Genomic DNA, 15,284 nt, shown 5'->3' on the forward strand with positions numbered 1-15,284 from the left:
ACCAGCTATGAAAGACTTACTGGGAAAATATACACAGTTAAGCGACGAACATCAAAAAGAGGTGATTGATTTCGTTAACTTTTTACTGCAAAAGCAGGAAAAACCAGTCCAGTTCAATATGGACGCTTACCGAAAGGAAATACAATCCGTGTCGGTTTGGTCAGATCAGGATCTTACTCCAATTTTGGAGGCTAAGGATCAAATTGACAATTGGAAACCAAGCGAATGGTAATTGACACCAGCCTACTGATTGAGCATCTGCGCGCGACGGATAAAACTCAGACAACGTTAGCTACCCTACCATCAGGAGTAGCTTTCTTTGTTTCTTCGATTACTATTTATGAATTATACTGTGGCGTCAAGCAGCCATCTCATGCAATCGATATTGAGCGATTGATCAAACGAATAACCGAATTACCTTTTGATAAGTTGGTTGCTATACAAGCCGGATTGATATATTCTCAGTTAAAGAGAAAAAATAAAATGATCGGCACAGGAGATATTCTGATTGCTGCAACTGCCCTCGTATATAACCAGCCTGTCAAAACATTAAATGTAAAAGATTTTTCAAGAATTGACGGATTGCATTTGCTTTAATTCCTATGCCCCAACACTTCGATTTCCTTGTCATCGGCTCCGGAATTGCCGGACTGAGTTACGCTACCAAACTGGCGATTCATTTTGAAGAAACCGGCCAGCCCGTCCGGATTGCCGTCATTACCAAAGTCCGGGCCGACGAGACCAACACCAAGTATGCCCAGGGTGGCATTGCCGCCGTGTGGGCCGAGGAGGATTCGTTCGAGAAACACATCGAGGATACGATGATTGCGGGCGACTTTCTGAGCAAACGTGAGGTGGTCGAAATCGTGGTGCGCGAAGCCCCCGAGCGGATTCGTGAGCTGATCGACTACGGCACCCGGTTTGACAAGGAAGATGACGGCGACTACGACCTCGCCCGCGAAGGCGGCCACTCCGACCACCGGATTCTGCACTTCAAAGACATCACCGGAGCCGAAATCGAGCGGGCGTTGCTGGAAAAAACCCAGTCGCTGCCGTCCATTGAGATTTTCACGCATTACTACGCTGTCGATCTCATCACGCGTCACCACCTCGGCGAAACCGTCCACCGGTATGACAACGACAACCGCTGTTTCGGGGCTTACGTGCTGAATACGCACACCGGTCAGGTCGAAATGTTTCTGGCGAAAACCACGCTGCTGGCCACGGGCGGAATTGGCAACGTTTACCAAAGCACCACCAACCCGACCATTGCCACGGGCGACGGCATTGCGATGGCCTACCGCGCCAAATCGATCTGCAAGGACATGGAATTCATCCAGTTCCACCCGACGGCTTTGTATGAACCGGGCAAAAAACCGAGTTTCCTGATTTCCGAAGCCGTACGCGGTTTTGGCGGTATTCTGAAAACGATCAAGGGCGAGACGTTCATGGAACACTACGATGAGCGTCTGTCGCTGGCTCCGCGCGACATTGTGGCCCGCGCCATCGACTCCGAAATGAAGAAATCCGGTGATCCGCATGTTTATCTGGACGTGACGCACTGCGATTTCGAGAAATTTGTCGAGCATTTTCCCAACATTACAGCCTATTGCCAGGATAATCTGGGCATCGACATCCGTAAAGATTACATTCCCGTCGTTCCGGCGCAGCATTACCTCTGCGGAGGCATCAAGGTGAACGAATACGGCCAGACGAATATCAATTTCCTATATGCCGCCGGAGAATGTTCCTGCACCGGTTTGCACGGAGCCAACCGATTGGCTTCCAACTCCTTACTCGAAGCGGTGGTTTTCGGCCATCGGGCGTATCAGAAAACCGTCGAAAACTTCAACGAAGCCGCCATTCCGGATAATCTGCCGGAGTGGAACGATGCCGGAACGACGCACCCGGAAGAACTCGTGCTGGTGACGGAAATGCAGCGCGAACTGGAGTCGATTATGTCGAACTACGTCGGGATTGTTCGCACCAACCGGCGGATGAAACGGGCGATGGACCGGCTGGAACTAATTTATCTCGAACACGAAGAACTTTACCGGCAGTCGAAAGTCTCGAACCGGATCTGCGAACTGCGGAACATGATTGAAGTGGCGTATCTGATCATCAAAGCCGCGATGGCCCGGCACGACAACCGGGGACTGCATTTTAATCAGGATATCGAGAAAGAAAACGCTTAGACGTCGACCTCGCCGGTTTCGGCTTCCGGTTCGGCGTTGGAGGGGTGACCGTGCAGCACTTCGAGCAGTTCCTTGACCTGATAAATCGACTTGTTGTAGCGGTTACCCAGCAGAATGATCACAAAATCGTCTTTCGGGCTGAACCAGAACAGGCTGTTGTACCCTTTCCACCAGCCGGTGTGGTAAATATATTCCGCCTGGTTCTGGTTGTTGACATACATCCGAAAACCGTATCCGTAATTCTTCGTGCCTTTGCGCTCGAAACTGCGGGGCAAAAAAGCTTCGGCCAACAGGGATTTTCGCATCAGACAGTCGCCGTTGAGGGCGCGATACCACTTGAACAGATCGCCAACGGTCGAGTATATTCCCTTGTCGCCCACCACATTGTCGTAATAATCCTTCGGAATCCGGCGGTTCCACTGGTAGCCTGCCGTGCGAAACTGGTTGATGGAGTCGTTGCGGGTGGTGGCTACCCAGGTATTCTTCATGCCCAGCGGCTCGAAGATGTTTTTCTTGGCAAACTGATCGAACGACATCCCCGTAATTTTCTCAATAATAGCCGCCAGTACGCAGTAGTTGGTATTGCTGTAGCTGAACGTGCGGCCCGGAATGTTGTAACGCTGGGGCGTAGGATGCACATTGGCGAACCAGTACATGATCTCGGAATTGGTCGGATACGGTTTTTCGAACTTGTAAAAATTCGTCCGCATGCTGTCTTCAAAAGCGTAGGCATAGTTGGGCAAACCGCTCCGGTGCGACAGCAGGTTTTCGACTGAAATACCGTGGTAGGGAAAATCCGGAAAGAATTTTTGAATCGTGTCGTTCAACTTCAGCTTACCGGCTTCGATCAGTTTGAGCGTGGCCACCGCCGTGAAAGTTTTGGAAAGCGACGCCAGTTGAAATTTGGAGTTTTCGTTGAGCGAGTCGCGGGAAGAGCTTTCGAAATGGGCCAGTCCAAACGTATTTTTGTAAAGAATAACGCCTTTTTGCGCAATCAAGACGTTGCCGTTGAAACCCGCCCGCACCTTGCCGCGGATGATGGCTTCGATCTTTTCAATTTTTGCATCGGCCCCGATTTGCTGCCGGATGGCACGCTCCTCCGCCGAACTCAGGGTCTGTTCCTCGGCGCAATTATGCATGGCATTCGCCGAACGCTTCAACTTTTTCTCTTCACTCGAATCGCACCCGACGATCATACAAATGGCAATAATTCCCGCCCAAATTCCCGAAACTCTCATTCCATTACGTTGATATGCACTGACGCGCCCCTGAACTGTTTTTTGCACTGAATAAAGCAAAAATACATTTTTTATGCCGAGATCGGAGGGCTTTTTTATCGTACCGTCCGCGAAAGTGTTGGGATGGGAACACGGATTCAACGGATGGATCGGATCAAAACGGATTTTAATCGGTGTTAATCCGTTCAATCCGCCTAATCCGCGTTCCCATCAGTATTTGTAATCCGTCAGCTCTTCTTTTTCCATTTTACCGAAGGCTTTCTGCATTTTGGTCCGGTCAAATTCTTTCTCATTATTGGCAATAAAGATCGTGGCAACCGTATTGCCGATGATGTTGGTAATGGAACGGGCTTCCGACATAAACCGGTCGACGCCCAGCAGCAACGCCAGCCCTTCGACCGGGATCACCCGAACCGCTGCCAGGGTAGAAGCCAGCACGATAAAACCGCTGCCCGTCACGCCCGCAGCGCCTTTCGACGTAATCATCAGAATACCGATGATGGTCAGTTCCTGCCCAAGCGTCAGATCCACACTGAACACCTGCGCCAGAAAAATGGTCGCCATCGACAGGTAGATGGTCGTGCCGTCCAGATTGAACGAGTAGCCCGCCGGAATCACCAGCCCCACCACCGACCGCGAACAGCCCATGTTTTCGAGTTTATCCATCACCTGCGGCAAGGCCGACTCCGACGACGACGTCCCGAAAACGATCAGCAACTCTTCCTTGATGTATTTCAAAACGCTCCACAAACTGACACGGTAATAGCGAAGAATCAGGTTCAGAATCACAAAAATGAACAGGAACATCGTCAGATAAACCGTCCCCATCAGTTTAGCCAGCGGCAGCAGCGTGGCCAGTCCGAATTTACCGATGGTATACGCCATACCGCCCAGCGCGCCCAGCGGAGCCAGCGTCATGACCACGTTCAGGATATTGAAAAACACCCGCGACAGCTTTTCGAACGTTACAATCAGCGAATGACCCCGCTCGCCCATGCGCGTCAGCCCGATGCCGAAAAACACGGAAAAAACCAGTACTTGCAAAATTTCACCCTCGGCAAAGGCTTTGATGGCGTTGTCGGGAACGATGTGCATGAAAAACTTGACCCAGTCCAGGTCTTTTCCCTGCGACGCATACGCCGAAATATCACCGCCCTGCACCGAAGACGCATCCACCCCGGCCCCCGGTTTCACCCAGTTCGCAATGACGATCCCGATCACGAGCGCAACGGTTGTCACGATTTCAAAATACAGAAGCGCCTTCCCCCCTACCCGACCCACCTTCTTTAAATCACCCATATTGCTGATTCCCAACACGATGGTCAGAAAGATAATGGGTGCAATCACCATCTTGATCAGATTGATGAACAGGTCACCCAGCGGTTTGAGTTTAGCCGCCGTAGTGGGAAAAAAGTGACCGATCAGAATCCCGAGCGTAATGGCGACCAGAACGCGAAAGGTCAGGTTGTTTAGAAGTTTGCGCACGGCAGGGTAGGTTTATAAAATGGTTGGGGGAGGGAACCTGTTAGGTTTTAAAAACCTAACAGGTTTGTAGATTCATTCTCTCACAAGGATTGTTTCTGAAGCACCGGTTCCAGCACTTTCCAGACGTTTTCGGCCACGATTTTATGACCTTCTGCCGTAGGATGAATACCGTCAGATTGATTCAATTTCCGGATTCCACCCACATTTTCGAGCAGAAACGGAATCAGCGCAGCCTTGTTTTTAGCGGAAATTTCCGTAAAAATCCGGTAAAATTGCTCGCCGTAATCGGGTCCGAGATTCGGCGGAATACGCATCCCGGCAATCACGATTTGGGCCTGCGGGCTTTTCAGCCGAACGGTATCGATGATGGCCTGTAAATTTTTGCGCGAATCCGCCAGCGGAATACCGCGCAGCCCGTCGTTGGCTCCCAGTTCCAACACAAATACATCGACCGGTTTTCGCAACACCCAACTGATGCGGCTTTTACCACCCGCCGTTGTCTCACCACTCACACCAGCGTTAATAACCTGATAGTCATAGCCTGCCGCTTTGGCTTTTTCGCCAACCAGGGCCGGAAAGGCTTCCGCCGGGTCCAGACCGTAGCCTGCCGTCAGGCTGTTCCCGAAGAACAAAATCGTTTTCTTCTGACTTTCTGCCGGTTTGGTGCTGTCAGCCGCAGCCGGTTTTTCTTCCTGCGTCTGGCTGGTTTCGGTTTTGGAATTACAGCCCACCAACGACGCCAGCAACGACAAACCGGCTATCCAGACCTTGTAATTCGGTATGGTTTTCAATAAATTCATTGTTTACGCAATTTTCAGGATGAAGTTTCAGCCGATTACCAACAAAAATAAGGGTAATTTATCCATTTAGACCCATTTCTTGCCCTTTATCAAATATTCCGTCCCTTGCGGTGAATAAAACGGCAACGAATTGGTTATCTAAGCATTCCGTTAAGCTACTGACTTATGAGTATTCTGCGTGCCGAGAATCTGACAAAAACCTACCAGAGCGGAGGTCGAACGTTAACCGTTCTGAATTCCGTGAGTTTCGAAATCCAGCCCGGTGATACCTTTTCCATTGTTGGCCCATCGGGCAGCGGTAAAACCACCCTCCTCGGCTTGTGTGCCGGTCTGGACCGGGCCTCTTCGGGTAGCATCTATCTGAATAACATCAAATTAGACACCCTCAGCGAAGACGAACGCGCTGCTGTTCGCAACCAATACGTCGGTTTTATTTTCCAGAATTTTCAGTTGCTGCCCACGCTGACGGCCCTCGAAAACGTCATGGTTCCGCTGGAATTGCGGGGGGAGAAACGGGTGGGTAAAACCGCTCAGGATCTCCTGGAACGGGTGGGTTTGGGCCAGCGCGGTCATCACTACCCAACCCAACTGTCGGGGGGTGAACAGCAGCGGGTTTCGCTGGCGCGGGCCTTTGCCAACCGCCCCAAAATCTTGTTTGCCGATGAGCCAACCGGCAATCTGGACACCGACACCAGCGCCACGGTGGTCGACCTAATTTTCGAACTCAACCGCGAAGCCGGAACGACTTTGGTCCTGGTGACACACGACCTCGAACTGGCCTCCCGCACCCAGCGCATCATCCGCATCAAAGGCGGCAATCTGGTGTCAGATACATTAACCGGAAACCGCATCGCTACCAACTGATGGATCGTGAAATTCCCAACATAAAACCGCAGGCTGCCTCGATTTTCGATCCGTGGCTGTGGAAAATGGCCTGGCGCGACAGTCGCCGGAGCCGGCAACGGCTGTTTTTATTCATGTCGGCCATTGTGCTCGGCATTGCGGCCCTGGTCGCCATCAATTCGTTTGGCGACAACCTCTCGCGCAGCGTCGATGAGCAGGCCCGCGAACTGATCGGCGCCGATCTGGTGCTATCGTCCAACAAAGAAATCAATAAAAGCACAGAACAGTTTCTGACCACCATCAGCCCGGAACGCAGCCGGGAGGTAGCTTTTCCGTCGATGGTTTTGTTTCCGCGCTCCCAGGGCGTCCGGCTGGCGCAGGTGAAAGCCATTCAGGGCAAATTTCCGTATTACGGGGCCTGGGACACCCAGCCCGCCGATGCCGTTGCGCTGTTTCGGAAAGCCAATCAAAACCGGCAGCGGGTTGCGCTGGTCGATGATGCGCTGCTCGTGCAACTGAATGCCAAACCCGGCGATTCGGTGAAAGTCGGCAAGCTGATGTTTTACGTGGCCGGTCGGGTGATGAAAATTCCGGGGCAGTCGGCGGTTACGACTACGGTGGCCCCAACGGTTTTTATTCCGTACGGTTTTCTGCCGGAAACCGGCCTGCTGCAACGCGGCAGCCGGGCGACCTACCGGTCGTATTACCAGTTTGCACCCGGCACCGACGTTGACAAATACGTCGAAACAATTTCGCCCCGGCTCGACAAACTGGGCATCAATTCCGACACGGTGACGGAACGCAAAGAGCAAACCGGGCGGGCTTTCGCGGACTTGACCAAGTTCCTGAATCTGGTCGCGTTTGTGGCTTTGTTACTCGGCTGCGTGGGCGTCGCCAGTGCCGTGCATCTCTACGTGAAAGAGAAAGTGGCCTCAGTGGCCGTGCTGCGTTGTCTGGGTGCCACGGGTCGGCAGGCGTTTTTGATTTACCTCATTCAAACCTCGTTGATGGGCCTGCTGGGTGCTCTCATCGGGGCACTTCTGGGCTCGGTGGTGCAACTGATGCTACCGACGGTTTTCGGTAGTTTTCTGCCGGTCGACGTGGTTACCGAAATATCGTGGAAAGCCGTGGCGCAGGGTGTCGGTGCGGGCTTGATCATTGCCATTTTGTTTGCGCTGCTGCCGCTGCTGGTCATCCGGAAGGTGTCGCCCCTGCGTACGCTCCGCAGTTCGTACGACGACGATGTGACCGGCCGTGATCCGCTCCAGTGGGCGGTTTATTTCCTGATTGTGCTGTCGATTACCGGTTTTGCTTACTGGCAGATCCGCGACTGGAAGATGGCCGTCGGTTTTACGGCTGGTTTGGCTTTTGCCTTTGGCGTCCTGACGGGCATCGGCCAACTTCTGATGTTTCTGGTACGCCGGTTTTTCCCGGTTTCGTGGAGTTACATCTGGCGGCAAAGTCTGGCGAATTTGTATCGTCCCCAGAATCAGACGCTTATTCTGGTCATTTCGATTGGATTAGGCGCGTTTCTGATTGCGACGCTGTACCTGACGCAGACGCTGCTGTTGAGCCGGGTGCAACTCTCGTCTAGCGGCAATCAGGCCAATATGGTGCTGTTCGATATTCAGAATGAGCAGAAAACCGGGGTACAGCAACTGGTCAAGAACCACCGTTTGCCGGTTCTCCAGAACGTTCCGGTGGTCACCATGCGGCTGACCGAAATCAACGGGCGGACGGTGGAAGCCATTCAGAAAGACACGAGTGCCAAAATTCCCGACTGGGCGCTGACCCGCGAATACCGCGTGACCTACCGTGATTCGCTGATCAGTTCCGAAAAACTAACGGCGGGAAAAGCCCCTTACCAGACCAATGACCAGGTCTACATTTCGGTGGAAAAAGGCTATCTGGAACGAATGAAACTGAAGTTGGGCGATAAACTGACGTTCAACGTGCAGGGTTTGATCGTGCCGACCATCGTGGGTGGAACCCGTGAGGTCGACTGGAACCGCATTCAGACCAATTTCCTGATTGTTTTCCCCAAAGGCGTGCTCGATCAGGCACCGCAGTTTCACGTGTTGATGACCCGCGTTGGCGACACCCAGCAATCGGCCTCATTTCAGCGGGATCTGGTCACTAATTTCCCGAACGTGTCGGCCATCGACCTGGGATTGATCCTGCAAACGATCGATGAGGTGCTGGAAAAAGTCTCGTTCGTGATCCGGTTTATGGCGCTGTTCAGCATCATTACCGGTTTGCTGGTGTTGAGTAGTTCGGTGATCATCAGCAAATACCAGCGGATTCAGGAAAGCGTTCTGTTACGAACGCTGGGTGCCAACCGCCGTCAGATTCTGCTCATTACGCTCATTGAATACCTGTTTCTGGGACTGCTGGCGGCTTTTTCGGGCATCGTCTTATCGCTGTTTGGCACCTGGGCGCTGGCTTACTTCGTCTTCGAAGTGCCTTTCAGCCCCAATTTCGCGCCCTTGCTGGCGGTTGTGGGCATTGTCACCAGCCTGACCATCGTCATCGGTTTGCTCAACAGCCGCGGGGTGCTGGTGCGTCCGCCGTTGGAGGTGTTGCGGGCCGAATCCTGATTCTAAAACATCGCTACGGCCTGACGAACATGCATCCGTCAGGCCGCAAGACTGATCAAACCGGTCAATTTAATTTCACAACTTTAACGGTTTTGCTCCGGGTTGGTGTACTGATCCGGAGCAAAAGCAGACCCGCCGGGTGATGATTCAAGCCCAGGGTGTGCTGCTCCACTTCCTGCGCCTGTTCCAGTTGTCGCTCGCTGATGAGCCGCCCGTTCAGGTCGTTCAGTTGCAGACGCAGCGGCTGACCGGCGGCTCCCCGAACTTCCACCACCAGTTCATCGCCGGTGACGGGATTTCCCCGAACAACCACCTCCAGCCCGGACGTTTCGGAGGATGCCAATAACCGGGCGGAAGAGGCACATTGTAACGACATCGGAGAACCTTTGAGCGTGTAGGTGCTGTTCTTCACCTTTGCACTAATCTGGTGATTGACGTTATCCCGCATCGCTGAAGGCGTTTGAAATACGTACCCGTGTTCGCCATTGCCCTTGCCGGCATCTTTCAAATCCTGCCGGTAATTTTTGGCTTCGACGGTTCCAATCGTGTTGCCATCCGCAAAAAACTCGACGGTCAGGGGCGTGTTCGGTTTGTTCCGATCCCAGACCCAGCCCCGCATCTCCTGACAGTTCACCACCGACAAATACCCTTCAAAATTGCCGGTCACGACCGGCGGAGTAGCAACCGTTCCATTGACGGTCAGGGTCAGCGTCGTCGAAACCGGCGTGTGTTTACCGTCCGTGGCCGCATACGCCAGGTTGAAAGTCCCCTGCTGCGTGGGCGTTCCGCTGATCACCCGCGTAACGGCATTGAAACTCAAGCCCGACGGCAGGCTCGTCAGTGAATACGATAATGGATCACTTTCGGCATCCGAAAAAGCAGGCAAGGCGGCAGAAGCGTAGGCCACGTTGACCGGAGCCGTCAGGGATGAAACCGCCGGAGCCACCGGAGCCGCGTTGGTCGGCGGAAGGCCCGTCCCCGCGCAGTTGATGGTTTTGGGAGCCCACTTCAAAATATACGTCGAGCCTTGCACCCGCCCCCAAATCGTGTGCGTCTGGTTGTCCTTCAGGCTTTCCGGTACAACAAAACTATACCCGTGTTCGCCATTGCCTTTGTTGGCATTTTTCAGATCCTGCCGGTAGACATTCGCCAGCGTCGACCCGATCAAAACCGCCGTGGCACTCGTGGCACCGTCCAGAAACTCGACGGGAAGGGGCGTATTGGGTTTGTCCCGATTCCAGACCCAACCGGAAATCGTGCTGCAATTGACTACATCCAGAAACCCTTCAAAATTACCGGTGACGACCGTACTGCTCGCAGCCACTGTCAGAGAAATCGATAAGTCGGTTTTCAGGAAACCGTCGGTTGCGGAATAAACCAGCGAAAAAGTGCCTGACTGGGTGGGTGTCCCGCTGATCTGGCGGCTACCGGCGTTGAAGGTCAGCCCCGCAGGCAGGCTCGTCAGCGCATACGTTAAGGGGTCAGCATCCGGATCGGTAAAAACCGGTAGGGTGGTCGTGAAAGCCTGGCCGACCGTTGCAGCCAGCGCAGGCGGGGATGGCGCTACGGGCGGACGATTCATTGCCACCGGTGATTCGGAGGTTGTGATCCGGTACAGCGTCCCTTCGTTGAACGTCAGAACGTAAAGTTCGCCATCTGCCCCTTCGCCAAAACCGATGGGATTCACCAATGTTGGCGTTTGCACAATAGTCTGATATGTATTATTGGCCTCCCGGCGCAGCAGCCACAATTTCCCCTGCGCATAGTCCCCGTATACGTACCAACCCCGCAGGGAAGGATAGGCATTGCCCCGGTAGACATAGCCCCCCACCACCGAAGCCGACTGGTTGCCATTGTTGGAAAAACCGGCGTATTCGTGCAGGGGCATCACCAAACTTTGCGCTGGATTGCAATCGGCCGTTGCGTACGGATGCGCCCCTTCGTAGCAACGCCACCCGAAATTTTGGGCCGCAGGCACGATTTTACCAGTCGTGGCCGCTACAAAATCGACTTCTTCATACCCGTCCTGCCCATTATCACCCAGCCAGAGGTCACCCGTTTCCCGGTCGAAACTACACCGCCAGGGATTGCGCAAACCGCGGGCCCAGATTTCGTCCGGAATCCCATCGCCGGGAGTCAGGTACGGGTTGGTTGGCGGAATACCGTACGGTGACCCGCTGTTAACATCGATGCGGAGGATCTTTCCGTAGCGTTTCTGAAGATTCTGCGCGTTGCCCAGCACATCGCCCATTTGCCCCCGGCCTACATTTCCATCATCGCCGACAAAAATGTACAGATATCCGTCGGGTCCAAACAGGATTTTGCCCCCCCGATGACCTTTATCCGGAAACGGAAAGGTCATGAGAACCAGTTCGCTCGCCAAATCCGCGCCATTCGGATTGCTGCCATTCCGGGTAAACCGGGAAAGAATGCCTTGTCCGTCTTTCTGATTATAGAAGACGTAGAAATAGCCATTGCTGGCAAAATTGGGGTGAAAAGCGATGCTGTAAATACCGTTATACTCAACATCGAGTAATCGATCGGCCGGAATTTGGAGAAAAGGCGTTGAAAGAACCGTACCGGTCGACTCGATAATTTTGATTTTACCGCCCATTTCGGCAACAAACAGCCGATTTGTACCAGCGCTGACGACATCGACCGGTTTGGTCAGGCCCGTCGCAACGGTCTGCAAGCGAAGTTGTGGCGTTTGCGACCAACCGACCACGCTGATGACATACAGACCAATACTCCAAAATAAGGTAGCGTATCTCTTCATGAGAGCAGGAGTTGGGTTTCTAAATTTTCCCAAAGTTCCGGCTCCCGTTCCAGATGGCCTGTTAATCCTGTACCAAATGCTGTTGATCTTGTGCCAAATTCGCCCAATCAGCCATTTTTATCGAAAAAAAACCAGAAAACCGCTATTGAACCTCGCTGTTCGCTATTCAATATTCATTATTCGATATTCCTTTATTATTCATTCTGAACGAAGTGATTTCACCGGATTCATCAGCGCGGCTTTCACGCTTTGGTAACTGACCGTCAGCAGCGCAATGCCCAAGGCCAGAACGGCAGCTAAGGCGAAGATCCACCACTGCATTTCGATTCGGTAGACGAAGCTTTCCAGCCAGTAATTCATGGCGTACCAGGCCAGCGGACTGGCAATGAGCAGGGCAATCAGCACCAGTTTCAGGAAGTCTTTCGAAAGCAGCGCCACGATGCTGGCAACGGAGGCCCCCAGCACCTTGCGAACGCCGATTTCCTTGGTGCGCTGCTCGGCCGTAAACGCCGTGAGACCAAACAAACCGAGACACGACACCAGAATGGTCAGAATGGCAAAGCAGAGAATAATGCGACCAATGCGCTGTTCGGAGCGGTATTGCGCATCCAGATCCTGATCCACAAAACCGTAGCTGATGGGATGATCGGGGTCGATCTTTTTATACACCTGCGTGATGTCGGTCAGCGTACGCGCTACCAGACCGGGTTTGGTTTTGACCAGCAGCGTAAAATAGAACTCTTTGGGCCGGAACCGAAAAATGAAGGGTTCAATACCGACGTGCAAAGGCCGGAAATGGAAATCTTTCACCACGCCAACGATCGTCCCGTCCGTCCCCCAGAATTTGACCCGTTTTCCCACGGCACTTACGGGTGTCCACCCCATGCGTTTGGCGGCTGTTTCGTTGATGAGGTAGGCCCCCAGTGTAGACAAGGTATCGCTGGTGATTCGGGCCGAGAAATTCCGGCCTGCAGCCAGCGACATGCCGACGGTTTTCACAAAATCGGCATCCACGTTCATGTTGGTAATCAGAAACTCATCTTTCGGAACCTGCCCCTCCCATTCAATCTTCGAGCTGTTGTTCATATTGACCAGATTGCTCGTCGCAGTCGATACCTGTTCAACCCCCGGCAACTGCTCCACTTCCCTTTTGAGCGGCTGCGACTTCCCGCGCAAATCGCCTTTGAGCCGCACGTAGAGCAACTGCGATTGATCGAATCCCAATTTGGTATTCTGCATGTAGGACAACTGCCGATAGATTACGATGGTACTGATGGCCAGCGCAATGGACAACACAAATTGCCCGATCACCAGCGTTTGCCGAAAACCCCGCCCGGCTTTGACGTTCGAAAAATGGCCCGCAACGCCGACTTTTAGCACCCGGATGGGCCGGAAAGATGAAAGGAAAAAAGCCGGGTAAAGGCCCGTCAACAAACTGACAAACGCGGTGAATCCCGCCAATGTGAGCCAGAAAACCGGCAGCGGATACGGAATCTCCAGGTTTTTGTTCGCCAGATCGTTGAACAACGGCAACAGCAATTGGGCCAGTGCCAGCGATACCGCCACGGCCAATACGGTCATCAGCAGTGCTTCGCCCAGAAATTGCGTCACCAGACTCCCCCGCTGCGCCCCGACACTTTTCCGAACGCCCACTTCTCTGGCCCGTTGCGAAGCCCGCGCCGTGGCCAGGTTGATGAAATTGATCACCGCAATGAGCAACACAATCAGCCCCACTGTGACGAAAATGCGGATGTAGGCGATATCACTGCGTCGGCCGTGATCGGTTTCGAACGCAAATTTGGAGTATAAATAGATTTCCGACAGCGGTTGCAGCAGCAGTGGCGTTTCGTTGCCCACATCATACCGCTTGAGCTGGTGCCGGACTTTATCCGCGAACGCGGCCGGGTCGGCGGGTTCGCCCGACGGATCGGGTTTGAGCTGAACGTACGTATGGTAGCTGTTGCTGTTCCATTTCATACTCCATTCATCGTTCCGTTCGAGCCACTTGAAAGGCAGCAGAACGTCAAACTCAATGTGCGACTGAACCGGCGGGTTTTCCGCCACGCCCACCAGCATGAGCATTTTCTCATTGTTAAGCTTAAATGACTGCCCCAGCACGTTCTGCTGCCGCCAGTTGGCCCCGAAAAACCGTTCGGCCATGGCCTCGCTGAAAATTACTTCATCGGGTGCCCGGAAAACCGTCAGGGGATTTCCCACAAGAAGACGGTAACTGAACATTCTGAAAAAACCGGGGTCAACCACCAGCATCTGATTCGATTCTACCGACCGGCGGCCCTGGCTCAGCAAACCCGACCACCGCCCGACGCGGGTGACCTGTTGCACGTCCGGGAAATCTTTCGTGAGGGTGGCGGCCAACGGACCGGGGGTGGCGGCTACGTCATAAATTCCGCCCGGCTGCTGCTGCTTTTCAACCAGCCGGTAAATGTGCTCGTAGTGGGTGTTGAATCGGTCGTAGCTCAGTTCATCATATACATACAGAGAAATCAGCAGGCAGCAGGCCATGCCGAGGGCCAAACCGCCGATGTTGATGAACGAATACACCCGGTTTTTGATCAGATGTCTGAACGCAATTTTGAAGTAGCTCCGCAGCATAGCAGGGTGAAAGTTTGAGGGAGTTTGATGCGCTTCTTTCCGTTGCCGTCGGCGCACAAACGGCGGCAAAACTGACACGACATTGAGCACATAGCGCATCGTAGCCTCGGTTTTGCCCGCCCGCCGATGCCAGTAGGTATACAATTCGTCCAGATCACCCTCGACTTCCTCCAGCGTTTCCGACGGATGAAGCCAGGCCAAAAGCCGCTGCGCCCAGCGGGGCGGGCGGTTTGAAAATTGAGGAGCCTTCATGAGCCGCCGAGTTTCAGGGTGTTGGGAGGAAGCAGTTGCCAGAGTTCATTCCTGAGTTGCTGAATATCCTGCAACGCCCGGCTGCCCAGGGCCGTGACCTTGAACAGCCGCTTCCGCCGACCACCGCGTTCGGCGGTGGACCCGCCGAGCAGGGACGTCACAAAGCCTTTTTCTTCCAGGCGGATGAGCGTGTTGTGAACGGTTCCGAACGTCACCTGGCGGCCCGTATGCTGCTCGATCTCCTGGCTGACGGTTACGCCATAGGCATCCCCGTCGAGAATGGCCACCATCAACAAAACGATCTCTTCAAACTCTCCTAAATAAGTACGACGCATCGGGTTTCGGCATTAGTCTCTATTTTATCGTACAAATCCTTTGCCAAACCAGCCAATACGCTCTTGTGGCTATATTTCAGCGCATTCCCACCGGTCGGGTGTCCAAATACGGACAGTTTACGTCCCGAAACGGACACGTTGTAACCCTGA

The 15,284-nt window shown here is 53.5% G+C and carries 11 protein-coding genes; 5 read left to right on the forward strand and 6 right to left on the reverse strand.

Annotated elements, in window-relative coordinates; genetic code table 11:
* The first annotated feature begins 7 nt into the window (after positions 1 to 7).
* The 3 genes from DUE52_RS22430 to nadB are packed head-to-tail and all read left to right on the forward strand — an operon-like array spanning position 8 to position 2,195.
* Positions 8 to 232 (forward strand): hypothetical protein, encoded by a 225-nt coding sequence (locus DUE52_RS22430; RefSeq protein ID WP_114408294.1) that lies wholly within the window; start codon positions 8 to 10, stop codon positions 230 to 232.
* Positions 226 to 597, forward strand: coding sequence for a type II toxin-antitoxin system VapC family toxin (locus DUE52_RS22435; protein ID WP_114408295.1), 372 nt, complete (start codon positions 226 to 228; stop codon positions 595 to 597). Before DUE52_RS22430 ends, DUE52_RS22435 begins: the two co-directional genes overlap by 7 nt.
* Before the next feature lie 5 nt (positions 598 to 602).
* Positions 603 to 2,195, forward strand: coding sequence for an L-aspartate oxidase (gene nadB / locus DUE52_RS22440; RefSeq protein WP_114408296.1), 1,593 nt, complete (start codon positions 603 to 605; stop codon positions 2,193 to 2,195).
* Here nadB and DUE52_RS22445 read toward each other — a convergent pair.
* The 3 genes from DUE52_RS22445 to DUE52_RS22455 all read right to left on the reverse strand — a co-directional run bounded on the left by DUE52_RS22445 (position 2,192) and on the right by DUE52_RS22455 (position 5,718).
* Positions 2,192 to 3,433 (reverse strand): serine hydrolase domain-containing protein, encoded by a 1,242-nt coding sequence (locus tag DUE52_RS22445; RefSeq protein ID WP_229312267.1) that lies wholly within the window; start codon positions 3,431 to 3,433, stop codon positions 2,192 to 2,194. The genes nadB and DUE52_RS22445 overlap by 4 nt on opposite strands.
* A gap of 210 nt (positions 3,434 to 3,643) precedes the next feature.
* Positions 3,644 to 4,918, reverse strand: coding sequence for a dicarboxylate/amino acid:cation symporter (locus DUE52_RS22450; protein WP_114408297.1), 1,275 nt, complete (start codon positions 4,916 to 4,918; stop codon positions 3,644 to 3,646).
* Positions 4,919 to 4,998: 80 nt separating this feature from the next.
* The gene (locus DUE52_RS22455; RefSeq protein WP_114408298.1) at positions 4,999 to 5,718 is read right to left on the reverse strand and encodes an arylesterase; all 720 of its coding nucleotides are present in this window, start codon (positions 5,716 to 5,718) and stop codon (positions 4,999 to 5,001) included.
* Between the two features lie 165 nt (positions 5,719 to 5,883).
* Here DUE52_RS22455 and DUE52_RS22460 point away from each other — a divergent pair, with 165 nt between their 5' ends.
* Together DUE52_RS22460 and DUE52_RS22465 are read left to right on the forward strand one after the other, a co-directional pair.
* Entirely contained in the window at positions 5,884 to 6,582 is a 699-nt protein-coding gene (locus DUE52_RS22460; protein WP_114408299.1) for an ABC transporter ATP-binding protein, read from the forward strand.
* A 65-nt stretch (positions 6,583 to 6,647) separates the two neighbouring features.
* On the forward strand, positions 6,648 to 9,158 hold the full coding sequence (locus DUE52_RS22465; protein ID WP_114408360.1) for an ABC transporter permease: 2,511 nt from the start codon (positions 6,648 to 6,650) through the stop codon (positions 9,156 to 9,158).
* Positions 9,159 to 9,222: 64 nt separating this feature from the next.
* Here the strand turns inward: DUE52_RS22465 and DUE52_RS22470 are convergent, their stop codons facing one another.
* The 3 genes from DUE52_RS22470 to DUE52_RS22480 all read right to left on the reverse strand — a co-directional run bounded on the left by DUE52_RS22470 (position 9,223) and on the right by DUE52_RS22480 (position 15,134).
* Positions 9,223 to 11,934 (reverse strand): PQQ-dependent sugar dehydrogenase, encoded by a 2,712-nt coding sequence (locus DUE52_RS22470; RefSeq protein WP_114408300.1) that lies wholly within the window; start codon positions 11,932 to 11,934, stop codon positions 9,223 to 9,225.
* Positions 11,935 to 12,132: 198 nt separating this feature from the next.
* Positions 12,133 to 14,799 carry an ABC transporter permease gene (locus DUE52_RS22475; protein ID WP_222930316.1) on the reverse strand — a complete coding sequence of 889 codons (2,667 nt, stop codon included), beginning with the start codon at positions 14,797 to 14,799 and terminating at the stop codon, positions 12,133 to 12,135.
* A complete protein-coding gene (locus DUE52_RS22480) occupies positions 14,796 to 15,134 on the reverse strand; it encodes a PadR family transcriptional regulator (RefSeq protein ID WP_114408301.1) in 339 nt (112 codons plus the stop codon). Before DUE52_RS22480 ends, DUE52_RS22475 begins: the two co-directional genes overlap by 4 nt.
* Between the last annotated feature and the right edge of the window lie 150 nt (positions 15,135 to 15,284).

Source organism: Larkinella punicea (assembly GCF_003334855.1).
Lineage (GTDB): Bacteria > Bacteroidota > Bacteroidia > Cytophagales > Spirosomataceae > Larkinella > Larkinella punicea.